Annotated in this window: 19 protein-coding genes; 7 read left to right on the top strand and 12 right to left on the bottom strand. The window is 62.5% G+C overall.

Going from position 1 to position 22,759, the window contains the following annotated elements:
- Window positions 1-24 precede the first annotated feature (24 nt).
- Window positions 25-1,314: an NAD(P)/FAD-dependent oxidoreductase gene (locus tag FKV68_RS14215; RefSeq protein ID WP_180938449.1), complete on the bottom strand. Its 1,290-nt coding sequence runs from the start codon at window positions 1,312-1,314 to the stop codon at window positions 25-27.
- A 272-nt stretch (window positions 1,315-1,586) separates the two neighbouring features.
- Window positions 1,587-2,963, bottom strand: a complete 1,377-nt coding sequence (locus FKV68_RS14210) for a L,D-transpeptidase family protein (RefSeq protein WP_180938448.1) — start codon at window positions 2,961-2,963, stop codon at window positions 1,587-1,589.
- A gap of 319 nt (window positions 2,964-3,282) precedes the next feature.
- Here FKV68_RS14210 and FKV68_RS14205 point away from each other — a divergent pair, with 319 nt between their 5' ends.
- A complete protein-coding gene (locus tag FKV68_RS14205; RefSeq protein WP_180938447.1) occupies window positions 3,283-4,125 on the top strand; it encodes a DUF4432 family protein in 843 nt (280 codons plus the stop codon).
- Window positions 4,126-4,241: 116 nt separating this feature from the next.
- Window positions 4,242-4,580 carry a protein tyrosine phosphatase family protein gene (locus FKV68_RS14200; protein WP_180938446.1) on the top strand — a complete coding sequence of 113 codons (339 nt, stop codon included), beginning with the start codon at window positions 4,242-4,244 and terminating at the stop codon, window positions 4,578-4,580.
- Window positions 4,581-4,675: 95 nt separating this feature from the next.
- Here the strand turns inward: FKV68_RS14200 and FKV68_RS14195 are convergent, their stop codons facing one another.
- From FKV68_RS14195 to FKV68_RS14185, 3 genes are read right to left on the bottom strand one after another with little or no spacing between them, the layout of a single operon-like run.
- Window positions 4,676-6,322 carry a thiamine pyrophosphate-binding protein gene (locus tag FKV68_RS14195; protein WP_180938445.1) on the bottom strand — a complete coding sequence of 549 codons (1,647 nt, stop codon included), beginning with the start codon at window positions 6,320-6,322 and terminating at the stop codon, window positions 4,676-4,678.
- A 48-nt stretch (window positions 6,323-6,370) separates the two neighbouring features.
- Window positions 6,371-7,324, bottom strand: coding sequence for a DMT family transporter (locus FKV68_RS14190; protein ID WP_180938444.1), 954 nt, complete (start codon window positions 7,322-7,324; stop codon window positions 6,371-6,373).
- Window positions 7,321-8,274 carry an alpha/beta hydrolase gene (locus FKV68_RS14185; RefSeq protein ID WP_180938443.1) on the bottom strand — a complete coding sequence of 318 codons (954 nt, stop codon included), beginning with the start codon at window positions 8,272-8,274 and terminating at the stop codon, window positions 7,321-7,323. Before FKV68_RS14185 ends, FKV68_RS14190 begins: the two co-directional genes overlap by 4 nt.
- Window positions 8,275-8,543: 269 nt before the next feature.
- Between FKV68_RS14185 and FKV68_RS14180 the strand changes: the two genes are divergently transcribed.
- The 4 genes from FKV68_RS14180 (at window position 8,544) to metF (ending at window position 13,323) form a co-directional block, all read left to right on the top strand.
- The gene (locus tag FKV68_RS14180; protein ID WP_180938442.1) at window positions 8,544-9,317 is read left to right on the top strand and encodes a ribonuclease T2; all 774 of its coding nucleotides are present in this window, start codon (window positions 8,544-8,546) and stop codon (window positions 9,315-9,317) included.
- Window positions 9,318-9,434: 117 nt separating this feature from the next.
- Window positions 9,435-11,084 (top strand): energy-dependent translational throttle protein EttA, encoded by a 1,650-nt coding sequence (ettA, locus tag FKV68_RS14175; RefSeq protein WP_180938441.1) that lies wholly within the window; start codon window positions 9,435-9,437, stop codon window positions 11,082-11,084.
- A 284-nt stretch (window positions 11,085-11,368) separates the two neighbouring features.
- Entirely contained in the window at window positions 11,369-12,391 is a 1,023-nt protein-coding gene (locus FKV68_RS14170) for an ArsR/SmtB family transcription factor (protein WP_180938440.1), read from the top strand.
- A gap of 2 nt (window positions 12,392-12,393) precedes the next feature.
- Window positions 12,394-13,323 (top strand): methylenetetrahydrofolate reductase [NAD(P)H], encoded by a 930-nt coding sequence (gene metF / locus FKV68_RS14165; RefSeq protein WP_180938439.1) that lies wholly within the window; start codon window positions 12,394-12,396, stop codon window positions 13,321-13,323.
- 502 nt (window positions 13,324-13,825) lie between these two features.
- On the opposite strand, the gene FKV68_RS14160 is transcribed toward metF, so the two are convergent.
- The 5 genes from FKV68_RS14160 to FKV68_RS14140 form a co-directional block, all read right to left on the bottom strand.
- Entirely contained in the window at window positions 13,826-14,764 is a 939-nt protein-coding gene (locus tag FKV68_RS14160) for a DMT family transporter (protein WP_180938438.1), read from the bottom strand.
- A gap of 233 nt (window positions 14,765-14,997) precedes the next feature.
- Window positions 14,998-16,209: a lytic murein transglycosylase gene (locus tag FKV68_RS14155; protein WP_180941514.1), complete on the bottom strand. Its 1,212-nt coding sequence runs from the start codon at window positions 16,207-16,209 to the stop codon at window positions 14,998-15,000.
- Window positions 16,210-16,450: 241 nt separating this feature from the next.
- Window positions 16,451-17,230, bottom strand: coding sequence for a glycoside hydrolase family 25 protein (locus FKV68_RS14150; RefSeq protein ID WP_180938437.1), 780 nt, complete (start codon window positions 17,228-17,230; stop codon window positions 16,451-16,453).
- A 197-nt stretch (window positions 17,231-17,427) separates the two neighbouring features.
- On the bottom strand, window positions 17,428-18,105 hold the full coding sequence (locus tag FKV68_RS14145; protein ID WP_180938436.1) for a class I SAM-dependent methyltransferase: 678 nt from the start codon (window positions 18,103-18,105) through the stop codon (window positions 17,428-17,430).
- Window positions 18,102-19,352 (bottom strand): BtaA family protein, encoded by a 1,251-nt coding sequence (locus tag FKV68_RS14140; RefSeq protein WP_180938435.1) that lies wholly within the window; start codon window positions 19,350-19,352, stop codon window positions 18,102-18,104. Before FKV68_RS14140 ends, FKV68_RS14145 begins: the two co-directional genes overlap by 4 nt.
- A 177-nt stretch (window positions 19,353-19,529) precedes the next feature.
- On the opposite strand from FKV68_RS14140, the gene FKV68_RS14135 reads away from it, so the two are divergent.
- Window positions 19,530-20,891 carry a serine hydrolase domain-containing protein gene (locus tag FKV68_RS14135; protein WP_180938434.1) on the top strand — a complete coding sequence of 454 codons (1,362 nt, stop codon included), beginning with the start codon at window positions 19,530-19,532 and terminating at the stop codon, window positions 20,889-20,891.
- A 48-nt stretch (window positions 20,892-20,939) separates the two neighbouring features.
- Here the strand turns inward: FKV68_RS14135 and FKV68_RS14130 are convergent, their stop codons facing one another.
- Together FKV68_RS14130 and FKV68_RS14125 are read right to left on the bottom strand one after the other, a co-directional pair.
- Window positions 20,940-21,986: a lytic transglycosylase domain-containing protein gene (locus FKV68_RS14130; RefSeq protein ID WP_180938433.1), complete on the bottom strand. Its 1,047-nt coding sequence runs from the start codon at window positions 21,984-21,986 to the stop codon at window positions 20,940-20,942.
- Between the two features lie 116 nt (window positions 21,987-22,102).
- On the bottom strand, window positions 22,103-22,732 hold the full coding sequence (locus FKV68_RS14125) for a LysE family translocator (protein ID WP_180938432.1): 630 nt from the start codon (window positions 22,730-22,732) through the stop codon (window positions 22,103-22,105).
- Between the last annotated feature and the right edge of the window lie 27 nt (window positions 22,733-22,759).

Here is a 22,759-nt window from a genome sequence, read left to right as displayed (position 1 = left end):
GCAGGAGGTGAAGAGCAGCGGAGCTCAGAACCGCCGATCGACGAAGTGCTTTGCCTGCGCGCCGGCGTGATAGAAGGCCGACTTCACGGTCCTCCACGGATCCGGCGTGATCGGGGTTTCTGAAAGCGGGATTGCCGAGGCGTCTCCCATGACGTGGTCTGCGAGCGCACGCCCGAAGACGGTTCCCGGCGCAATGCCGCGGCCATTGTAGCCGCTTACCGAAACGACGTTCGGAGCAAGGACGTGCATCGCCGGCAGGTTGTTGGTCGTCATGCCGATGTTGCCGTCCCACCAGTATTCGAAGCGGAAATCGCCGATATAGGGGAAGAGCCTGCGCAGCGAGCGGGCCGCGAAGGCGCGGTGCGTGCCCTCGGCCATGGCGTCGAGCCGGCCGATCGAACCGAAGATCATCCGGTTCTGCTGGTCCATGCGGAAGGAGGTCATGACGAGCCCGGTGTCCCAGGTGCCCTGACGCTCCGGCAGGATTCGCGCTGCAACCTTCTCGGGAAGCGGATTGGTGGCGAACTGGAAATAGGGGAGGATCGTCAGTTCCTGGGTATGCGCCTTCCACGGCACGTCGGCAACGAGGCCGCCATAGGCGTTGGTGGCAAGAATGACGTGGCGGGCGGTAATCCTGCCGCGGCCGGCGCTCAGTTTCCATAGATCGCCCTGGCGCTCGGCGGCAACGAGCGGAGTGTCGGTAAAGATCCTGGCGCCGGCGGCAAGCGCCGCGCGCGCCAGCCCTCTTGCGTAGGCGAGTGGCTGGATCGTTCCGGCGCGACGGTCAAGCAACGCACCGGCAAAGCCCTCCGCGCCGGAAAGCGCGTGCGTCCTCTCGGCGGAGAGCACTTCGACCGGCGCGCCGCGCTTCTTCCACTGCGCCTCGCGATCCTCAATGTCCTTCACGCCCTCGGCACCGACAGCCATGTGGAGCGTGCCGTTCCGCACGGCTTCGCATTGCATCCCGTGTTTCGCGACGAGATCGTAGACCTGCGACGGACCGTCGCCGAGCTCTTTCAACAAGCGGTTCCCTGCGTCGGCGCCGAGGGTTGCCACGAGATCGTCCGGCTTCACCCACATGCCGGCATTGACGAGACCGACATTGCGCCCGGAGCCACCGAAACCGATCATCCGCGCTTCGACCACGGTGGCGTTCACGCCCTTTTCCGCAAGATGCAGGGCGGCCGAGAGACCGGTGAAACCGCCGCCGATAATCGCCACGTCGGTCGTCAGTTCGCCTGCAAGCGGGCCGGCTTCAGGAGCGGCCGGAGCCGTGGCATGCCAGAGATTGGGGAGAGCACGCTCCGTTGCCATTGCGGATATTCCTTTGCCTTCGGAGTGGGAAATGAAGGCCGAAAAACGTCCCTCCTTATCCTGCACCGATTGATCGTGATGGAAAACTCTTCGCCAGTGATAGAACCATTGTCGCAAAGTTTTTCATGACAATGTTTCATGAGGTCATGAAGCCGCGCAATGCCCGGCGGCGGCCGCAGATTGCGACCAGGAAAATCTCCTGTACGCGCCCTTGTGAGGTACTGGTCCTCAAAGGAGAGTGTCCTTCGCCGGGCGGCGGGCGCGTTACGGGATCAATCGACGAACTCGACCGTCACGCCCTTGCTGACCATCTTGCCGAGTTCGGTGGCGTCCCAGTTGGTCAGGCGGATGCAGCCGTGGCTCTGGGTTTTGCCGATCTTCGACGGGTCGGGGGTGCCGTGAATGCCGTAGGTCGGCTTCGACAGGGCGATCCATACCGTGCCCACGGGACCGTTCGGTCCTGGCTGCAGGGTCAGGATCTTGTCGTTCGCCCCCTGCTGGAAGTTGATCTTCGGGTTGTAGGTGTAGCCCGGATCGAAGGCGATCCGCTCGACCGACACGATGCCGGACGGGGAGGGCGTGTCCGACGAGCCGATCGTCGAAGGATAGGCGGCAACGAGCTTGCCCCCTTCGTCATAGGCGAGAACCTGCTTGCGGGCCTTGTCGGCGATGATCCGCGCGACCTTGGCCGCCTTTGTCGGGCCTGGATTGATGACCTTGATGATAGTACCCGGAATGGTGAAGTCTACGCCCGGATTGAGCTCGCGCAGGTAGTTCTCGTCCATGTGGAACTTCTCGCCGAGCATCTCGGTCGTGGACGTGAAGGAGAGATGCGGAAGCATTGCCTTGTGGGCATAGTCTTCCGGGATCGCCGCGACATAGGGCCCGGCCGCGTCGGCCGCGGTGATCGTATAGGTGGTGATCGGCAGGCCGCCGTTGAAGCGCAGACGTTCGAGAATGTCTTCGGTGTTGTTCGGATCGAGCGTCTCGCCGGTTGCCTGCTGCCAGGCTTCGATGGCCTTGGTGACGTTCGAACCCATCTTGCCGTCGATCACACCCGGCGAGAAGCCTTCGCGGTCGAGAAACACCTGCAGCGCGGTAATCTCTGCACGCGATTTGCCCTTCACCGAGATTGCCGGCGGCATCGGCTGGCTAAGCGGCTCATCGTATTGCGGATCGTAGGCTGCCTGCTCGCTGCCATCGATCAGGCCCGGCAGGTTCTCCCACAGTTCCTCGCGCTCGACCGGAGCCGGTTCGCGGTAGTCCGGGACCGTGCCGGTAAACTCGCCGGGCTCGGAATAACCGTAGCCGCGATCGCGGTAGCCGTCATTCGAATAGACGTCGACATCGCTTTGCCGGCGGCGCGCTCTGCCGTAGCCGTCCGACGGCATCACCGTCGCGACGACGTTGCCCCAAGGATCGACGAGAACAGTGCGGCCGCGACCGTCACGCATCGCGCGGACCTCGTCCCGTCCCGGTGTGTAGTCGAGAATTTCGCCGTTCGGAGTGACCAGGATCACATCGCCGCGGCCGCGATAATAACCTTCCTGCGCGGAGGCAGGTGTAAGCTCCACGGCCAAAAGGCCGGCTGCGGCGAGAAGCGAAAGGCCGGTGCGGGTCGCAGTCGTCACGATAGAACCTGTTTTCATGATGATTGATCCGGGCGGTACATGCCGATTTGGACGTTAATGTGAAAAAAGTGAATCCATCGTGAACGGTTGGTTAAAATTCATCCTGACCGATCGGTTAACCGTAGTTAGATCGGTCTCGCCTCTCTTTCAACAGGAGAGGATGAACGCGCAAGGGTCAGAGAAGCGATCTTCGCGCCGCATTCCTCCTCCGTCTATGTCTGTAACGCCCACGAAGCCCGATTGTTCAGTTGGAAATTAGCATGCTCGGGGCGTTTTGCTTTGCTTTATCATGCATTTGCACCCGCGCGCGATTCGTGTGTGCCAGCCGGAGCAACCTATGGAAACGACCTTGAGCAGCACGCGTGACGGCGTCTCTAACCATCTCCTGTTCGATCGCTCATCGGCGCTCGACATTGCCGCCTTTGCGGTCGATGGCACGGACCTTTCTCCCGGGTCGGCCATCCCGTCCGATGGCGACCCACGAATCGATCATGCGCTCGCCGGCTTTCTCTTTACTTGCGGTCCCGATCACATCCGCCATCCCGAACCCGTCGAAGGCCGCGACGACGGAAGGCGCTATCCTCTGCACGGTTCGCTTGCAGGCACGTCCGTCATCCGGGCGGAGATGTCCGCAGACGGCACACGTTGCGAGGCTCTCATCGAGGTGGATCTTGCCTGTGGCGGCAAGGCGGCGGTCGAGCGTCGATGGTCCGTGAGCGAAAATGGGCGAAGCGTGATACTTGAGGATCGCGTAACGAACGTCGGCGCCTCGGCCTTCGCGCCGATGATGATGTATCACATGAATATCGGCGGCCGGCTGCTCGGCCCTGAAACGCATATCGTCAGTCCCTCGCTCGAAAGTGGATCGCTCGGCTGGCAGTTCGGCATGGGCGAGAGCGCCCATTTCTGTATTCCGGCGCATGACGAGGAAGGCTGGTCGGAGGTTTCGCTTGCGCCCTTGCCGGGGCTTGGCGGGCGGCGGCTTGCCGTTCGGTTTCGCGTGGATACGCTGCCGTTCCTGCAGATGTGGCGCTGCCAGCGCGACGGCGCCAATGTCATCAGTATCGAACCGGGGTCGCATCGGCTGGCAAAGCGGCCGGAACTGGCGGCATCGGGCGAACTCGGCGTCATCGAGCCAGGCCAGGCGCGCGGCTATGCGCTCGCCTTCGCGGTGTCCTGATCGACCGCAATGGCAAGAGCGGCTGCGGGCGGAAACTTCCTCATCCCGCTCTTGCGATTGACGCCGCCTGACGCCGGGCCTAAATCAGGTCGACAGCGTTCAGAGGAAGCATCATCATGGACATTCGCCAGATCAACGATGAATACTCGGTCTCCGGCCAGATCACGGTCGAGGACCTCGACGAGATCAAGGCGCTCGGGTTCAAGTCCATCGTCTGCCACCGCCCGGATTTCGAGACCCCTGATCAGCCGACCTTCGATGCGATCGCCGCGCGCGCCGCCGAGCTGGGCCTCGAAATCACGCATATTCCAGTGGGCCCGATGGGCGTGACCGCCGACGCGGTGACCCGCATGGTCGATGCACTCGATGAGTTCCAGCGCCCGATGCTCGGCTATTGCCGCTCCGGCGCCCGCTCGACCGCAGTCTATCAGCAGACGCAGCACATCCGCAGCTGACGGGATCGGTTTGCCATCTGCCACGCGAGTCGCTACGGCGCCCCACTCTGCCTGCCGGGCAGAGGGGGGTGAGAAGCGCCGGAGTTCGGCTCTCCTCAACCGTTGCGAATTTCGGTCAGCGTTCTGGTCGGCGTGATGGCTTCCGGATCGAGCTTGATTTCGATGATCGCCGGCTTGCCGCTGGCGCGTGCCCGGATGAATGCGTCGGCAAATTCTTCGGTTCGCACCACCGTTTCGCCGTGGCCGCCATAGGCGCGCGCAAGTGCTGCAAAATCCGGGTTGGTAAGATCCGTGGCGCTGACGCGGCCGGGGTATTCGCGCTCCTGGTGCATTCGGATCGTGCCGTAGATGCCGTTGTTGACGACGAGCACGATGATCGGCAGCTGATAGCGGATTGCGGTCGCGAACTCCTGCCCATGCATGAGGAAGCACCCGTCACCGGCAAAGCAGACGACTTCGCGCTCCGGGTGGAGTTGCTTGGCCGCGACGGCCGCCGGCAGGCCGTAGCCCATCGACCCCGAAGCGGGTGCGGCCTGGGTGCCATACCGGCGGAAGCGGTGGAAGCGGTGCACCCAGGTGGCGTAGTTGCCGGCGCCATTGGTGAAGATCGTGTCCGGCGCGGTATTCGCCTCGATCCAGTTCATGATCGGCCCCATCTGCACATCGCCGGGACCCTTTTCAGGCGGCGTCGACCATTTGAGATAGGCTTCGTGCATGGCCGCCGTGCGCGCGGACCACTCGGGTTCGGCCGCACGTGCGAGGTCGCCGAGCGCCGCCACGAAATCGCGCGGGCTTGCGGCGATTGCCAGATCCGGGCGGTAGACGCGGCCGAGCTCCGCGGGATCCGGATGGACATGGACCAGCGTCTGCCTGGGGTAGGGGACGTCGATCAGCGTGTAGCTGGAGGAGGGCATCTCGGAAAAACGGCCGCCGACGAGCAGGACGAGATCGGCCTCCTTGATTTCCTTCGCCAGCGCAGGGTTGATGCCGATGCCGACATCGCCGGCGTAAACCGGGTTCAGGTGATCGAAGAGCATCTGGCGGCGGAAGGAGCAGCCGACCGGCAGCCGCCATCGCTCCGCGAAACGCTGGAATCCGGCCACGCTTTCGGCAGACCAGCGCGTGCCGCCAAGGATGGCAATCGGCCGTTTCGCGGCTGCGAGCAGTTCCTCGAACCGGGCGATCTGGCCGCGGCCCGGGTGGCTCTCGACCGGCTGGTAGGCGCGGGCCTGAGGTGCCTCGGTGCTCTCCGTCAGCATGTCCTCGGGAAGCGTCAACACCACTGGGCCCGGCCGGCCGGACGTCGCGACGGCAAAGGCGCGGGTGACGAATTCTGGGATGCGCGCCGGGTCGTCGATTTCTCCCACCCATTTCGCGACCTCGGTGAAGGCGCGGCGATACTCGATCTCCTGGAAGGCCTCGCGTTCGCGCGCGTCGCGCTGCACCTGGCCGATGAAGAGGATCATGGGGATCGAGTCCTGCCTGGCGATATGAAGCCCGGCGGACGCATTGGTGGCGCCGGGGCCGCGGGTCACCATGCAGATGCCGGGTTCGCCCGTGAGCCGTCCCCAGCAATCCGCCATCATCGCCGCGCCGCCTTCCTGGCGGCAGACAATGACATCGATGTCGGTGTCGTGGAGTGCGTCCAGGACCGCCAGATAGCTCTCTCCCGGCACGCACGAGATGCGCCTGACGCCATTTGCGACCAGCGCCTCGACAACCAGTTGACCACCCGTTTTCATCCGAACTCCTCCCAATGCTCTTTCATTCTTAATCTGTTTACAGGCGACTCAGATCGCCGGCGAGACCGGTGCGACACCTGCTGTCTTCTCGGCCATGCGCTCGCGCCAGATGATATAGAGACCCGAGCCGATGATGATCGCGATGCCCAACCACTTCAGCGCGTCCGGAAGATCGGCGAAGACCAGCCAGCCGAAGATCGTCGCCGAGACGATTTCGAGATATTGCAGCGGCGCGAGCACCGAAGCCGGGGCGGCGCGATAGGCATAGACGCCGAGCACGCCAGAGATCGTTGCGGTGACGCCGACGCCGAGCAGGTAGAGCCACGCATCGCCCTCCGGCCAGACGGGATCGAACACGCTCGAGCCGCTGCCTTCCCCGAACGACAGCAGGACGAGGCAGAAGAGGCCACCCCAGATGCCTGCGTGGAATTGCATCGACCAGGGGTCCTCGTTCTGCGCGACCATGCGGGTCACGAGCAGGAAGACGGCGAGCCCGAAGGCGGCGACGATCGGCAGCAGTGCGATCAGGCCCACCTCCTGCATGCTCGGCTGGATGACGAGCAGCGCACCGAAGAATCCGGCGGCGCAGGCAGTGTAGCGTCGCCAGCCGATCGTCTCCTTAAGGAAAATTGCGCCGAGAATGGTGAGGATGATCGGCTCGACAAAGAAAATGGCGATCGCGTCGGCAACCTCCATCACCTTCAGCGTGGTGATGAAGGAGAGCATCGTCAGCACCAGAAGCCCGCCACGCAGCGCATGCAGCGCGCTCTTGCGCCAGGTGAGGTCGAAGAGGGTGCGGCGGACAAGGACGACCGGCAGGATGAAGACCACCTGCAGCAGGAAGCGGACGGCCGTGATCTCGGCCGACGGAACCGTGGCGATCGCAAGTTTGGCGAAAATGTCGATCAGCGGCGAGATGAGGACGGCGATGACCATCAGCGTCAGGCCGTAGGAAACGCGGTCGTGACCGGCGGCGATTCTGGGCAGGGAGAGGTCGGTCATGGTCTTCCGTCTCGTCGGCGCTTTTTATCGACTGCCTTCAGGCACCAGGCGGCAAAGTCTTCGGTCGCCTTCTCCCGGCCGATCTCGTTGAGCGTCTCGTGGCGCATGCCGTCATGGATGGTGATGGTAACGTCGGTCATGCCGCGTGCCTTCATTCGCTCGCCGAGCCAGCGAATGGCGGCGCCGTTGAACGTCGAAGGATCCGCGCTGCCGCCGACGAGATGGATGGGCAGATTGGTGGGCAATCGCGCCAACCGATCCGCGCGGGCGCCGGCGAAGGCGAATTTGAACAGATCGATCCAAAGCGACACCGTCGCATCGAAACCGCAGAGCGGATCGGTCGCGTATTTGGCGACTTCGCGTTCGTCACGCGACAGCCAGTCGGCATCGCTCTTCCGATCGGCAATCGCCTTGCTCCAGGCGCCGAAGGTGAGCTTCGTCAGAAGCGGGCTCGGCACGTCCGAACCTTTCAGCATCCGCTCGATCATCAGTATCGCCTGACCGCCTCGACCGGCGAGGCCCGGGCGGAAATTGGAGTTCCAGACGGCAAGCGCGTCATAAAGCTCTGGGTCGGTCTCGGCGGCGTTGAGCGCGATCAGGCCACCCATCGAATGACCGAAGAGGACAACCGGCAGGCCCGGATGGTTGGCGGTTGCCAAGTCGCGCATCGCCCGCACGTCCGCGATCACCTTTTCCGCCCCATCGCGCTGCGCGAAGGTTGCAAGCGGGGCATCCGGCGCCCGGCTCTCCCCATGGCCGCGGTGGTCATGGGCATAGACCTGAAAGCCATGTGCCGCCATCGACTCGGCGAAACGCGCATATCGGCCGGAATGTTCGGAGAGCCCGTGGCTGATGATCAGGATGCCCCGCGGTTCGGTCGAGGCCGTGAAATGGCGCCAGCCGAGCGTAGCACCCGTCGGGCTTTGATGCGTCCTCACCTGCCCGAACATGCCATGCCCCCGGAACAATCGTCAGACTCTCGCGTGTGGCTTGCCAACGGAGCATCCGTTGCGCGAACCGGAAGCACTTCCAAAACGCTTGCTCAGCTGAAAATGCACCGGCCGATATCAAATCGATTTGCGCCGCAAAGGCAATCGCTGCTTGTTGCTTGTTGCGCATGAGATCACAACGAATCCGAAAATGAGGATTATGGGTTGCAATTTTCGCGCTTTCGTTGATATTTGTTCTCGTTTTGTTTTCCTGTTGGAGGCTATCTGAAATGCGAGCGAGGGTGAAAACGAATCTTGCGAGAGTTGCGACGCTCATTCTGGGGCTGGGATTGTCGTCCTTTGCCGCAGCCGAGGAAGTGTCGACGGATGATGCGGCAGAAGTGACGAACTCCGGCAAGACGCAATATGTGCTGGCTGTCAGCTGGCAACCTGGATTTTGCGAGACGCGGCCGAACCGCAAGGAGTGCGCGGATCAGACGGCCGACCGCTTTGATGCGACGCACTTCTCGCTTCACGGCCTCTGGCCGCTGAAGAAAAGCTATTGCGGCGTCGAGGCGGAGCTCAAGGCGCGTGATCGCAAGGGCGATTGGCTGGAATTGCCGAAGCTTGCCATGGCCGACGAGACGGCCGCACGTCTGCTCGTCGCCATGCCGGGCATCAGGTCCGGCCTCGATCGCCACCAATGGCTCCAGAGCGGCACGTGCCAGACGGCAAAGGCTGACGATTATTTCAGGCTACAATTGCGTCTTCTCGATGAGTTGAACTCGTCCGCCGTGCAGGCTCTCTTTGCCGACAAACTCGGTTCCGAGATCGACGAACGGGAGATCAAGCAGGCCTTCGACCAGAGCTTCGGCGCCGGCGCCGGCGAGCGGGTGCGGATGCGTTGCCAGTCGGTCAACGGCCGCAGCGTCATCACCGGTTTCACCATCGGACTGTCCGGCGACCTCGCGGGCAAGGCCGATCTTGATGACCTGATCCAGGCGGCCGGGACGACCGAGTTCAAATGTGCCAAGGGGATCGCCGACGCCGCCGGGCGCGGTTGATACACAAGGTTGCTCGCCGGAAGGGATTGGCGTGGGCAGGCCTTTGGCGGATTGCCCCGCCACCGTAATTCGCCTACATAGCGGGCAAATTTCCCTTCCGATGCGGAGCATTCCCTTATGGCACGTCAGTTCATCTATCATATGGCCGGGCTCAACAAGGCCTACGGCAACAAGAAGGTCCTGGAGAACATCCATCTATCGTTCTACCCGGACGCGAAGATCGGTATTCTTGGTCCCAACGGCGCCGGTAAGTCGACGGTACTCAGGATCATGGCGGGCCTCGACCATGAATATACCGGAGAAGCCTGGGTCGCCGAGGGCGCGACCGTCGGCTATCTGCCGCAGGAGCCGCAGCTCGACGCGCAGAAGTCCGTGCTCGAGAACGTGATGGAAGGCGTCGCCGCCAAGAAGGCGATCCTCGACCGTTACAACGAACTGATGATGAACTATTCCGACGAGACGGCGGATGAGGGCGCCAAGCTCCAGGACATCATCGACAGCCAGAACCTCTGGGATCTCGACAGCCAGGTGGAAATGGCCATGGACGCGCTGCGTTGCCCGCCGGGCGACGCGGAGGTTACCAATCTCTCCGGCGGTGAGAAGCGCCGCGTCGCGCTCTGCAAGCTCCTGCTGTCGCAGCCGGACCTTCTTCTGCTTGACGAACCGACCAACCACCTCGACGCCGAGACGATCGCCTGGCTCGAAAAGCACCTGCGCGAATATCCGGGTGCCGTGCTGATGGTCACCCACGACCGCTACTTCCTCGACAACGTCACCGGCTGGATCCTCGAGCTCGATCGCGGCCGCGGCATTCCCTACGAGGGTAACTACTCCGCCTATCTGCAGGCAAAGGCCAAGCGCATGGCCCAGGAAGGCCGCGAGGAGGCTACCCGCCAGAAGGCCATCAGCCGCGAGCAGGAGTGGATCGCCTCGAGCCCGAAGGCCCGACAGGCGAAGTCCAAGGCGCGTGTTCGTGCTTATGACGAGCTGGTGAAGGCGGCCGCCGACCGGCGTCCCGGCGACGCCCAGATCATCATTCCTGTCGGCGAGCGCCTCGGCCAGGTGGTCATCGAGGCGGAGAACATTTCCAAGGGCTATGACGACCAACTGCTGATCGAAGGCCTGAGCTTCAAACTGCCGCCCGGCGGCATCGTCGGCGTCATCGGCCCGAACGGCGCCGGCAAGACGACGCTTTTCCGGATGATCACCGGCCAGGAACAGCCGGACGAAGGTGCATTCCGCATCGGCGAAAGCGTCCAACTCGGTTATGTCGACCAGAGCCGCGACGCACTCGACGGAAGCAAGACTGTCTGGGAGGAAATCTCCGGCGGCAACGACATCATCAAGCTCGGCAAGCACGAGGTTAACTCGCGCGCCTATTGCTCGTCCTTCAATTTCAAGGGCGGCGACCAGCAGCAGAAGGTAGGCACGCTTTCGGGCGGCCAGCGCAACCGCGTGCACCTCGCAAAAATGCTGAAGTCCGGCGGCAACGTGGTCCTGCTCGACGAACCGACCAACGACCTCGATACCGAAACGCTGGCGGCACTCGAGGACGCGCTCGAAAACTTCGCCGGCTGCGCGGTCATCATCAGCCACGACCGCATGTTCCTCGACCGTCTGGCGACCCATATCCTCGCCTTTGAAGGCGACAGCCATGTCGAGTGGTTCGAAGGCAACTTCGAGGACTACGAAAAGGACAAGATCCGCCGCCTCGGCCCGGATTCAGTCAATCCGAAGCGCGTGACCTACAAGCGCCTCACCCGCTAATGCATGTCGCTTTGGGGGCGAAGCAGCCAAAGCCATCAACGGTCACGCGTGCTACAGCGCCGCGCGCCTAGACGCGCGGACGCTATAGCACCTTGAATCGCTGGATGTTTTAAATCGTCTGCGACTTAAGAAGACATGCAGCAGGCTCTCCTTGAACGGGCGGATCGCAGGATCCGCCCGTTCGCCTATCTTCTCCGCGCCATTCGATTGTCTTTGTGCGCAAATTCACTTGCGTGCGCCCCCCAAATCACATAAACATATCTTTATGTGTTGATGAGGAGGCGATGGTGAGCCGAGGAACGCTTGGGTTGGACGCGTTGGTCGACGTGCTGAAGGCGGCGGGTGAGCCGACGCGGATGCGCTTGCTCGCTTTGCTGTCTGCCAGCGACCTTACCGTCACCGATCTTACCGAAATTCTCGGACAATCGCAGCCGCGTATCTCCCGGCATCTGAAGCTGCTTGCCGAAGTGGCGCTCATTGATCGCTATCAGGAGGGTGCATGGGCCTATTTCCGCCTGCGGCAGGAGGGGGGGCGCGTCGCGCTGGTGCGCGGACTGCTCGCGGCGGCCGCGGCTGAAGACGCCATCCTTGCGAAGGATGCGACCCGGCTCGCGGTCCTGAAGCGCCAGCGCGCCGAGAAGGCACAGGCCTATTTCAGCCGCAATGCCGCCGAATGGGACGAACTGAGACGGCTCCACGTCAGCGAAGGCGACGTCGAAGCGACACTGAAGGCGATGGTCGGCGAGGAACCGGTCGAAAGCCTGCTCGATCTTGGCACCGGCACCGGTCGTATCCTGCAACTTTTCGAGGGCATCTACCGGCGCGGCATCGGCGTCGATGCCAGCCGCGACATGCTTGCCGTGGCGCGCTCCAACCTCGACAGGGCGGGAATCACGAAAGCTTCCATCCGCCACGGCGATATCTTCAACCTGCCGCTCGATGGGCAGGCTTTCGATCTCGTGACGATCCATCAGGTGCTGCATTTCCTGGAGGAGCCCGAAACGGCGATTGCCGAGGCCGCGCGCATGCTCGCGCCCGGTGGCCGGCTCGTCATCATCGATTTCGCACCGCACGGGCTCGAATATCTGCGTCATGAGCATGCCCATGCCCGCCTCGGCTTCTCCCATCAGGCGATGGCCGACTGGCTGCTGAAGGCTGGCCTCGCGCTCGAGAAAACAACCGACCTCGCGCCGGAAGGCGCGGACGAGGGCAAACTGACAGTGACGATCTGGCTGGCGCGCGATCAGCGCGTTGCCGATCACATCGCCGATATGCCGCGTCAGCGCGTTCAGGCAGGGGGAGTTTGAGAATGACGACACGGACGCTTTATCCGGCCGAGCGCGGTAACCTCAGACTGTCATTCGAATATTTTCCTCCGAAGACCGACGAAATGGAGGTCCAGCTCTTCCAGACGGTGGCGGACCTTTCCGTATTTGACCCTGCCTTCGTCACCGTGACCTACGGCGCCGGCGGCTCGACTAAGGCGCGTTCGCTGACGACCGTCAGGCGCATGATCGGGGAAATGGGCATCGGGAACACGGCGGCGCATCTGACCTGCGTCGGCGCCCCGAAAGCCGAAGTCGATGCAGTGATCGAGGAGTTCCTCGCCTTCGGCGTCCGGCATTTCGTGGCGCTCCGGGGCGACCCGCAGGGCGGCATCGGCAGCGCCTATCAGCCGTTTCCCGGCGGTTATGAAAATGCCGCTGCCCTCGTAAAGGCGTTGCGCGCCCGTGGCGACTTCGAAATCTCGGTTTCGGCCTATCCGGAGAAGCACCCGGAGAGCCCGGATGTCGCCGCCGATATCGACATGCTGAAGCGCAAGGTCGACAACGGCGCCACGCGGGCGATCACCCAGTTCTTCTTCGACAACGATGATTTCGAGCGCTATCTGGAGCAGGTGCGAAGGGCCGGCGTCCAGGTTCCGATCGTGCCCGGAATCCTGCCGATCAACAATCTCGCTCAGGTCCAGAGATTCGCCGGATTGTGCGGAGCACGGGTTCCCGAGGCGGTCATTTCGCGGCTCTCCCACCTTGAAGACCAGCCCACGGAGCGGTTCAAGGAAGCGACCCATATCGCCGCCGAACAGATTGTCGATCTCGCCCGGCGCGGCGTGCGCGATTTCCATCTCTATACGATGAACCGCTCACCGCTTGTCACGGCGGTCTGCGATCTTGTCGGGTTTGAGCGTATGCCGGTGCAGGAGACCGCTGTCGAGCTTCCGATCAGGGCGAGCGCGTAAACGCACCAAGTTCAAGCAAAGATAAAGCCCATGAACGGATCGGCGTTCATGGGCTTTGGCTGTTATCGCAACTTGTCGACCGGATCCTCGAGTGGCCTGCCTGACAAATCTTGCTGTAAATGGATTTCCGGAAATTAAAGTCCTTGTCTCGGTTTGGACTTCTCAGCGGCCCTGCTCAGACAAAAAGCATTATGGCCACGAATGCGAACGCTGCACTGATCATGAGGACATTCAACGAATGTGTAAGTCCCATAAGATGATCCTCCCTGCGTTGACGAGTAAAACATAGGGCGAAAAAACGGCGTATGAAAGCGAAACTTGTGCTGCGCTGCGAAAGACAGACTGTAACAATGCGTTATTCACAGAACTAAACAACGGAAATTATTTAATTTTCTGCCTTGCCACATTTTTTTCACAATTGCTTCGCGCGGGTTAATGTAACCGTTTGTAATGCTGCGTGAGCGTCGCGGTGGGCGATGACGAAGCCTTTTTTGATTCTTTTTCAGGTCGAATAACGAAGCTTCAGGACGCGTCCGTCGAGGACGGCGAGGCCGGCCGCGATGAGCGCCATGCCGGCGATATCCACCGCCTGCAGTGTCTCGCCGAGAAAGAGATAGCCAAGCAATATGGCGCTCGGTGGGACGAGCAGCGTGACGAGCGAAGCGTTGGTTGCGCCAGCCTCCGCCATGATCCGGAAATAGAGAATGTAGCCGTAGGCGGTCGAGACGAGGGCGAGGCCGAGGATCGCGAACACGGCGGTCGTCGGCGGCACCGGCAGCGTCCAGGGCGTATCGGCAAGGGCGGCGATCGGCAACATCATCAGTGTCGACGCTGTCAATTGTCCGGCTGCCGTCACCGGCGGCGCCAGACTGCGGAAGCGCTTGCCGTAGGTTGCGGCGAGGCCGTAGCTGACAGCGGCCAGCACCGGCAGGACAAGTGCCCAGAGCGGGATCGTTGTGGAATTGCCGACAAGACCCGAAAACGCGCTCGGACCGATGAGCACGATGGTGCCCGCCAACCCCAACAAACAACCGCTGATCTTGGCGGCGCTCAGCTTCTCGTCGTCCGTTGCCATGTTGGCGACCAAAACGGTCCAGACCGGCGTCGTCGCGTTCAGGATCGCGGCGAGTCCGGCGCCGATATGGGTCTGGCCGAGGAAGATGAAGGCGTGCGGGATTGCGTTGTTGATCAATCCCATCAGCACGAATTCGGGCCAGCGTTCCTTGAGCGCCGGATAGATGCCGTAGCGGCCGCGAATGTAGATGTGGAGAGCAAGCGCCGCGAGACCGAGACGCAGGAGAACCAGCGTGAAGGGCGGCACATGGGCAACAGCAACCCGCGCGAAGAAGAAGGAACCACCCCAGATAAGACCGAGCAGGGTCAGGAGCGCCCAGTTGCGCATCGTCATCTGTGTGTTGATCGCCTTTGCCGGTGAACCCATGGTCGTGCCTGTGCCATTCTGCAAGTGATGCGCAAGCCGTAATACAAAGAAGCGGGCGTTGCCACCCGCTTCTTGCTCAGTTCCATGTTCTCGTGCCCGCCACGGTTGTCCGATGACGAGCGGAATGCTACAGCGCCGTGCGTCTTTTCAGACGCACAAAGGTCGCTGTAGCTCTTTGAATTGCTGCATGTTCTTATCCTTAATCGGGGCCGATTAAGGAAACATGCAGCGGATCAGAGCGCGCTCAGGAGTTCCGGAGTTGCCCAGCCGTCGGCGGGCAGTCCAAGCTTCAGTTGCTCCTTCTGCAACGCGGTGCGCGTGCCGGAGCCGAGAATGCCGTCGATCTTGCCGACATCGTGGCCGAGGGCCTGGAGTCGTGTCTGCAGCGCCTTCATCTCGACGTCACCGAGACCGGGTTCCGGATTGCCGCCCTGATAGGGCGAAGCGCCGGCAAGGCGAGTCGCGAAATAGGCGGCGGAGGTCGTGTAGATGAACGACTGGTTCCACTCGAGATAGATATTGAAATTCGGATAGGTGAGGAAGGCGACGCCCTTGCGACCTTGCGGCAGCACAAGCGATGCTTCAAGACCGCTGCTCGCCGTGTTGCCGTCACGCGGCGCGACGCCAAGCGCGAACCAGTCGCCGGCAGTCATGCCGGCTTGCAGGCCGGTCTTCTCCCAGGGCAGGTTTTCCGGGACGCTGACTTCCTGGATCCAGGGCTGCCCGGCCTTGAAGCCGAGGCTCTGGATGAATTTCGCCGCCGTGAGGATGGCATCCGGCGAACTCTTCTTCAGATTGATGTGACCATCGCCGTCTCCGTCGACGCCATAGGCGATGATGTCTTCCGGCAGCATCTGCACCTGGCCTATCTCGCCGGCCCAGGCGCCGGTGGTTGTCGCCGGGTCAAGGTCGCCATGCTGCACCATTTCGATCGCAGCAAGGAGCTGCGGCCGGAACATTTCCGGGCGGCGGCAGTCATGTGCCAGCGTCACCAGCGCATTGCGCGTATTGAAATCGCCCTGGACCGCGCCGAAATCCGTCTCCATCGCCCAGAAGGCAGTGATGACCGGCGCCGGCACGCCGAATTCGCTTTCCGCCCGGGCAAAAACGTCGGCATATTCCCTGATCTTCTGCGCGCCGATGTCGAGCCGGGCCTTGCTCACAGTGCGCTTGGAAAACTCGGTGAAGGTCTGCTTGAACACGCCTTGGGCGCGGTCGCGGCTCAGCACCTTCTGGTCGACCGCAGCGCCCGCGAGCGCACGGTCGGCGACATCGGCCGGAATACCCTTGGCAACCGCCTCGGCCTTGACGCCCTCAAGGAACGTGGCGAGATCACCGCCGCAGGCTACGGGCGGCGTCTGCTGTTGGGTTTGCGCCAGCGCGGACGTGCCGGTCAGCGCCAGCAGTCCGAGGGTGAGAAGAGCTTTGCGGGCCGTGCCTGTCATCATAATTCCTTTCCTTCGCCGCGCGGCCCCGACAGGCCGGCGAGCGTGCAATCTGTCTCATGCCCGCGTTCTCAGATCGGCATCGATTTGAGAAACAGGCAGCCATTCGAAATGCCCCAGCGATCCTTATGCGTCCGAGAGACGCCGGCGCTGCAAGAAGTCTGCCGAAGCTCTCTCAGAGCATTATGACCGAATGAAGAAATGCGGGGTTTGTGCGAGCAATCTGAATGACAATTGCCGTCTATCTCGAAACCGCCGCCACCCACTTCTGCCAGTTTTTCGCGGACCCGGCGAAGGCGTTGATGTCCGTGCTTCCCTGGATGCCGGGGATGACGCCGGTGCTGGTGTATTGCCAGAAGGCCCAGCGGCGCTCGACATAGACCTCACCCGGGTGCTTGGCGGTCGAGCGGACCCAGAAGTGATAGTCCTTGAACTGGTCGACGAGATTGTCACGATGGAAGTCGACGGAGGTGTAGATGATCGGCCGCTTGCCGTAATGCGCCTCCAGGCGGTCCATGAAGCGCTTCATCTCGGCGCGCACGGTCTCGGGGGAGGGGCGGTAGCGGCAGGTCTTCGATTCACCGTTCCATTCTGCATCGAGCACGGGCGGCAGATAGACAGCGCTCTTCGGCACGTTGGCGATGAACCAGTCGGCCTGGGCGTCCGCCGTGGAGCAGAAGTAATAGAAATGGTAGGGCGCATAGGGAATTCCGGCAGCGCGCGCCTGCTGCCAATATTCGTTGAAGCGGGTATCCACCCTGTCCTTGCCTTCCGTCGCCTTGATGAAGGCGAAGGAGACGCCCGAATTCTTGACCCGTGCCCAGTCGATGTCGCCGTTCCACTTGGAAACGTCTATGCCGTGGATGTTGTGACGATGCGGATTGCGGCCGCCGAAATCCTGCGGGTCCGTATCCTGGAACCGCGGTGATATCGAAGCGGTCTGTACCAGGTCGTAGTCGGTTGAGGTGCAGGCGGAAAGAAGGGTTGCAACAGGCAGCAAAGCCAGGAGAAGCCGGCGCATGGGGTTCCCGTTTCGAGACGATCGACGATCCTGCCTCACGCGATGGCTTTCATGATGGTGATTTTCCCCTCGGAGGCGTGCCCCATTTTCACCATATCATCGTAAAAATTGAGTTAGCTCAAGCGGGAATTGCGGCAGCGGCGAGCGGGCAAACATTCGCTGGCGCGAGCGGGCGCCCGCCGGGGCCACGCAAAATGCTATCGGGCGCCGTTTCGATCCGGGTGGCGATAGACGGTGAGCCAGGCATATCCCCGGCCGATCGACTTCAATTCGAGCGTTGCGCCGTTTGTTTTCGCCTTCTCGCGCATGACCTCGAAAAGCGTCTCGCGCGGCGTCACGTGAAAGCGCTTCAGCCACGCCTGGAGCAGGCGGCGGAAGCCGCCGGGCCAGCCTTCCTGTTGGCCGAAGTCGGCAATATGAAGCGAGCCGCCCGGATTGAGCGCGGCGATCGCGGCGTCGAGAGACTTCTCCCATTCGGGAATCATCGACAGCGCATAGGAGATGACGATGCGGTCGAAGCCCGGTTGGTCGAAGGCGGTGGCCGAGAAATTCGTCGCATCGGCGACGCGCAGGGTTACGCTACACAGGCCCTGACGCCGAAGCTTTGCCCTCGCGGTCGCAAGCATCTCCGCGGAAATATCGAGGCCGAAGAGGAGCCTACCGGTATAGAGTTCGCCGATCATGGCAAGGTTACGGCCTGTACCGCAGCCGACCTCGAGCACCGAGGCGCCCGCCGGCGGGTCGAGCTCCCGGATCAGCGTGTCGCGTCCGAAGAGGTAATATTTCCGCGTGAAGTCATAGATGTAGCGCTGGTAGCGGTACATCTGGTCCATCAGGCGGGCGTGGTTGTTTTCCAAGGGCCGGGCGGCGTTCATGCTTTCTTCCGATAGACGTGGAAGCCGCCATAGATGGCCGAACGGTCCTCCGCACCGAGTTTGGTGGACGCCTCGGCATTGTAATGCCACTGGTCGAGCAGAGCCGGGGAAACGCGGCCCGGCAGGATGCTCGCTTCCGCCGCGGTGCGGAAGATCACCACGGCGCCGCTGTCGGCGGTGCGCGTGATCTCCGTCCAAAGGTCGTTCAATTGTCGGTCGTTCATCCAGTCCTGCGCATCGAGCAGGACGTAACGATCGACTGACGAAGCCGCTTTGCGGGCCAGCAATTCGGTAAAGCTTGCGTGGTGGACCTCGACGCGGTCGGCATGATCGCGGATCGGTTCGTGGTTCTCCGCCTGCAGATAGGCCGGCAGATCACCTTCATGCGGCAGCGGGTAACGCCGCGCGAAGGCCTGCCAGGCGAAATAGTTCTCGCGAAGCGGGAAGTGGCAGGTGAGCTTCTCAAGGCGTTGGCGCAGCACCGCGGCCAGCGATTTCTCATCGCTCAGGCTCGCGAGCTCGTCGAATTGCTGCGGCGGGATGCCGAGGCCGAAAAGCGAGCTCTTGCGGCTGGTGATCCAGCGAATGACCGGACGCTCGAATAGCGGCGCGAGCTTTTCGTCGAAGAACTGGCGCTGTTCGCGCATCGAGCGCGCCTGGACGAACTCCTCGGGGTTGATGCCGTGGAGACGGGCGAGCAGATGACTGGCGGCAATGAAACGGCCGAGCAGGCCGGTGCGATAGATGTTGCGGCCGAAGACGTCGATGCGGCGGCGTCCGTCGAGCGCGCGGCTGTTCCAGTAGGCGCGGGTCGCCGCGTCAACATTAGGAGCGAGGAAAAGGTCGAACGCCTGCACATTCGACTTCGTGTCGGTCGCGGCGAGAAAGCGCACGATATCCTTGTGGCTTGGCAGGTGGCGGAAGGCGGCAAGTTTCAGCCGGTTCAACGCGATATGATGGGGATTGAGATCGACGACATCGATATGGGCGGGACCGGCTGAGAGATAGGTCAGCATGTTGCAACCGCCTGAACCGATCGTCACGATGCGGTGTCCGGCACGGATCTGCATTGCCGCCATGTCGACGATCGGATCTTCCCAGATCTGCGGATAGACGAGCCCCGAGAAAAGCAACCCGAACAGGCGTTCCGACAGGCCGGCGAGGGAGAGAGGCTTGTGCTGCAGCAGCGCGCTTTTCAGCTTCGGATTCTTCCTGCCAAAGCCGGCGTCGGGGGCGAGTTCGGTCATCTTTGCCTGTCATCCAGTTGAAACTTAGCCGCTTCTAAAGTGACTCCGCTACACTTTGATGACGGAGTTTCGCACAGCCGCGAGGCTTCCGAGGGCTTTTCCTTTCGCTGGAATCCTGTTTCTCTCGCGACTGCCGCGCGGCGGAAACGTGGTGGTGCTGGAGCCGGGAGGACGCGCATGAAACGGTTGCTGAAGGCGATCGCCGGGGCGGTGGTCGTCGGTGTTGCGGGGATCGGCGGCTGGCTGGTGTTGTTCCCGCCGGAGCTTCTGAAGGTCGGCGACGGCTATGCCGCCAAGATCGTCTGCTCCAATGTCTTCCTTGCCAAACGCGATCCGCAAGCCGTTCTTGCGGAAGACGTGCAGGCGCCCGGCCATCCGCTGTTGAAGTTCGTCCGCGTCTCGGTCGATCGCGAAAGGGAGAGCGTGACGGCGCGCATATTCGGCTTTGCCGCGCCCGGCCGAGCGGTCAATAGGCCGGGATATGGTTGTACCAACGTCGATGACAGCGGCGCGCAAGCGCTTGCGGGTTCGGAGGCAGGGGCCGAGACAGGAGCATCGAGGGTTCACGATACGGCCATCGGCTGGCCCGACGGCAGCAAGGCCGAGATCGATTCGGCACTTCAGGGCGTCATCGAGGAGGCCCGTCTGGCGGGTCCGGGCATACGGGCGATCGCCGTCGTGCGGGACGGCCGGCTGGTGGCCGAGACCTATGGCCCTGGCTTCGATCGGGAGACGCCTCTGCTCGGCTGGTCGATGACGAAATCGGTAACTGCGGCGCTGATCGGCCTGCGGATCGGCGAGGGAAAGATGGACGTTGCCCGCAGCGATCTTCTGCCAGCCTGGAGCGGCGATGATCGGTCGCGGATCAAGCTCGCCGATCTCATGGCGATGCAGAGCGGGCTCGCATTCAACGAGGACTATGGCGACGTCACCGACGTCACGCGCATGCTCTATCTCGAAGGCGACATGGCCGGCTTCGTGGCGTCCAAGCAGCTGGAAATGCAGCCGGGTAAGAAATTCCGCTATTCGAGCGGCACCAGCAATCTTCTGTCCCAGCTATGGATGCGAACGTTCGACGATCCGGCCGAAGCGCTCGCTTATCCGCGCAAAGCGCTCTTCGCCCCGCTCGGCATGACGAGCGCCGTGATGGAAACGGATGCGAGCGGCACCTTCGTCGGTTCCTCCTACATGTATGCGACGGCGCAGGACTGGGCGCGCTTCGCGCAGTTTCTATTGGATGACGGAAGCTGGAAGGGCAGGCGGATTTTGCCGGAGGGTTATGTTTCCTTCATGCGCACGCCATCGGCGGCGTCCGGCGGCGATTATGGCTCCGCACAGGTGTGGCTGCAGGAAAACGGCATCCGCGCCGGCACAGGCAACTTCCCGCCGGATACGTTCTGGATGCTCGGGCACGACGGACAAGCGATCATGCTTGTTCCCTCTCTGCGGCTGGCTGTCGTCCGCCTCGGTCTCACACCGTCGCGCACCGGCTACGACGTGCAGAAGCTGAATGCCAAAATAATAGAGGCGCTCGATTGAGCGCCTCGGATATCAATTTCACGCTGTTTGCCGAGGACTCTTGGGCGCTTACCGCATGTCGAGGTCGTCGAGCAGGCCCTTGCGCTTGGCGTGATAATAGTAGCCGCTGGCGTAAAGCTTCACGGCACCGTCATGCTGATTGTCGGCAACCATCCAGGCGCCGCGCAGGTACTTGGTCGCGTATTTGAGATTGGTTTCCGCGTCGAACAGACCCTCGGCCGGGCCTTCATAACCAAGCCCCTTGGCGGTGTTATAGCGGATCTGCATCAGGCCGAAGTTGCCCTTGCTGTAGGCGCGGGGATTGTAGTTGCTCTCGCGCTTGACGACCCGGTGCACGAGCTCCACCGGAATGCCGTTCAGCTCCGCATAATATTTGATCAGCCGGTCGAGTTCCGGACGCGAGCTGGTCGGCGTCTTTGAGAACTTCAGCGAGTCCGGGATGACGCTTGCGACGGCGCCGACGGCAGAGCCGATCACGCCGGTGTTCGGCCGCGCCGTCGGAACGATCATCCGGTTGGCGACCAGCGTTTCGAGGCCGACCGGCTCGCCCGTGTCGAAATCCGATTCCATGGCCGCGGCAACCCCCAGGAAGGGCACGGCTGCGGGCGCGGCGGCGGGCTTTTCTGCAAGCTCGGCCGATGTGGCCGGCCCTGCCATCGCCACTTCGAATGCCTGACCCGGCTTGGCGGTCGGAATCGCAACCCTCTGGGGAGCGGCATAGGCCAGCGTTGCATCGCTGGCCGGCATTGTCGCGGTCGCCGCTATCGGAGAGGTCTCCGTCGCTGCGGTTGCCACCGCGGTTGTCGTCGATGCCGCGACGTCCGTTACGGCTGCAGCGCTCGCGCCCGGTGTCGTCTCACCGGCGGTCGTTTGAGTAAGGGCTGTCGAAGCTACGGTCGCCGCCCCGTCCGGTGTCGGCAGGGCATAGGCCGACAATTCTGTCCCGGGCTTCGCGATGGGGGTGACTGTCTGCACGGCGGTGAGTTCTTCAAGCGACGTATGCTCGACCGTGGAGCACCCCGAGGCAATGGCCACCGATGCCAGGGCAGCGGCGGTAAATGCCTGTTTTGTAAGGGAGATACGGAATATAGCCATCGTGTCACTTTCGTGCTTCTGGGCCCCGTAGCCCCCGCAAATCAGTGGATGCCAACCACCGCGCTTGAATCTCCATTAACCTATGCCGTCAGTTGCGGCAAGCGCGTGGGAGATTTTCACGATGCGGCCCGTCTCAGACCGGCCGTCAGCAACCCGGCGCCGATCAGCAGCGAACCGCCGGTGCGGTTGACCACGCGACGGATATTCGGCTTGCGGATCGTGTTTCGCGCGGCCGCGGCGAGAAAGGCATAAAGCGCTGCATTGAGTGTCGCGAGCATAAGGAACGTCGCCTCGAAGATTGCCATCTGAGCAAAGAGCGGCCGCGACAAATCGAGGAACTGCGGCAGGAAGGCGACGAAGAAGATGATGCTCTTCGGATTGAGAGCGGTGACGGCATAGGCGTGCAGGAAGATGCGCCGCGGCCTTTCCGCCGAAGCCGCGCCATCGGCTTCTTCGCCGCCGACCGGTGCCTTCCAGAGTTTGATGCCGAGCCAGACGAGGTAAGCGGCGCCGACCCATTTCAAGACGGTGAAGATGGTGGCCGACGTGGCGAGCAGGGCGCCAAGGCCAAGCATCGAGGCGGTCATGGCGGTGAAGTCGCCGAGAGCGACGCCGGCGACGGTCGCGCCCGCGGTCTTGCGGCCGTGGCCGAGGGAGTAGGAGATCACGAGAAGAATGGTCGGGCCGGGGATGGCGAGTAGCACCGCCGACGCGGCCGCAAAGGCAAACCAGTGTTCGAAGGACATGAAAAGGCTCCGCGCTTGAATGGCTTC

Origin of the sequence: Sinorhizobium mexicanum, assembly GCF_013488225.1 — a bacterium.
Taxonomy (GTDB): Bacteria; Pseudomonadota; Alphaproteobacteria; order Rhizobiales; family Rhizobiaceae; genus Sinorhizobium; species Sinorhizobium mexicanum.
This window is presented reverse-complemented; position numbering and strand designations above follow the sequence as displayed.

Excerpts from the sequence above, each read along its gene's own strand:
- FKV68_RS14215 (WP_180938449.1), bottom strand. The coding sequence starts at position 1,314 with ATGGCAACGGAGCGTGCTCTCCCCAATCTCTGGCATGCCACGGCTCCG.
- FKV68_RS14210 (WP_180938448.1), bottom strand. The coding sequence starts at position 2,963 with ATGAAAACAGGTTCTATCGTGACGACTGCGACCCGCACCGGCCTTTCG.
- FKV68_RS14205 (WP_180938447.1), top strand. The coding sequence starts at position 3,283 with ATGGAAACGACCTTGAGCAGCACGCGTGACGGCGTCTCTAACCATCTC.
- FKV68_RS14200 (WP_180938446.1), top strand. The coding sequence starts at position 4,242 with ATGGACATTCGCCAGATCAACGATGAATACTCGGTCTCCGGCCAGATC.
- FKV68_RS14195 (WP_180938445.1), bottom strand. The coding sequence starts at position 6,322 with ATGAAAACGGGTGGTCAACTGGTTGTCGAGGCGCTGGTCGCAAATGGC.
- FKV68_RS14190 (WP_180938444.1), bottom strand. The coding sequence starts at position 7,324 with ATGACCGACCTCTCCCTGCCCAGAATCGCCGCCGGTCACGACCGCGTT.
- FKV68_RS14185 (WP_180938443.1), bottom strand. The coding sequence starts at position 8,274 with ATGTTCGGGCAGGTGAGGACGCATCAAAGCCCGACGGGTGCTACGCTC.
- FKV68_RS14180 (WP_180938442.1), top strand. The coding sequence starts at position 8,544 with ATGCGAGCGAGGGTGAAAACGAATCTTGCGAGAGTTGCGACGCTCATT.
- ettA (WP_180938441.1), top strand. The coding sequence starts at position 9,435 with ATGGCACGTCAGTTCATCTATCATATGGCCGGGCTCAACAAGGCCTAC.
- FKV68_RS14170 (WP_180938440.1), top strand. The coding sequence starts at position 11,369 with ATGGTGAGCCGAGGAACGCTTGGGTTGGACGCGTTGGTCGACGTGCTG.
- metF (WP_180938439.1), top strand. The coding sequence starts at position 12,394 with ATGACGACACGGACGCTTTATCCGGCCGAGCGCGGTAACCTCAGACTG.
- FKV68_RS14160 (WP_180938438.1), bottom strand. The coding sequence starts at position 14,764 with ATGGGTTCACCGGCAAAGGCGATCAACACACAGATGACGATGCGCAAC.
- FKV68_RS14155 (WP_180941514.1), bottom strand. The coding sequence starts at position 16,209 with ATGACAGGCACGGCCCGCAAAGCTCTTCTCACCCTCGGACTGCTGGCG.
- FKV68_RS14150 (WP_180938437.1), bottom strand. The coding sequence starts at position 17,230 with ATGCGCCGGCTTCTCCTGGCTTTGCTGCCTGTTGCAACCCTTCTTTCC.
- FKV68_RS14145 (WP_180938436.1), bottom strand. The coding sequence starts at position 18,105 with ATGAACGCCGCCCGGCCCTTGGAAAACAACCACGCCCGCCTGATGGAC.
- FKV68_RS14140 (WP_180938435.1), bottom strand. The coding sequence starts at position 19,352 with ATGACCGAACTCGCCCCCGACGCCGGCTTTGGCAGGAAGAATCCGAAG.
- FKV68_RS14135 (WP_180938434.1), top strand. The coding sequence starts at position 19,530 with ATGAAACGGTTGCTGAAGGCGATCGCCGGGGCGGTGGTCGTCGGTGTT.
- FKV68_RS14130 (WP_180938433.1), bottom strand. The coding sequence starts at position 21,986 with ATGGCTATATTCCGTATCTCCCTTACAAAACAGGCATTTACCGCCGCT.
- FKV68_RS14125 (WP_180938432.1), bottom strand. The coding sequence starts at position 22,732 with ATGTCCTTCGAACACTGGTTTGCCTTTGCGGCCGCGTCGGCGGTGCTA.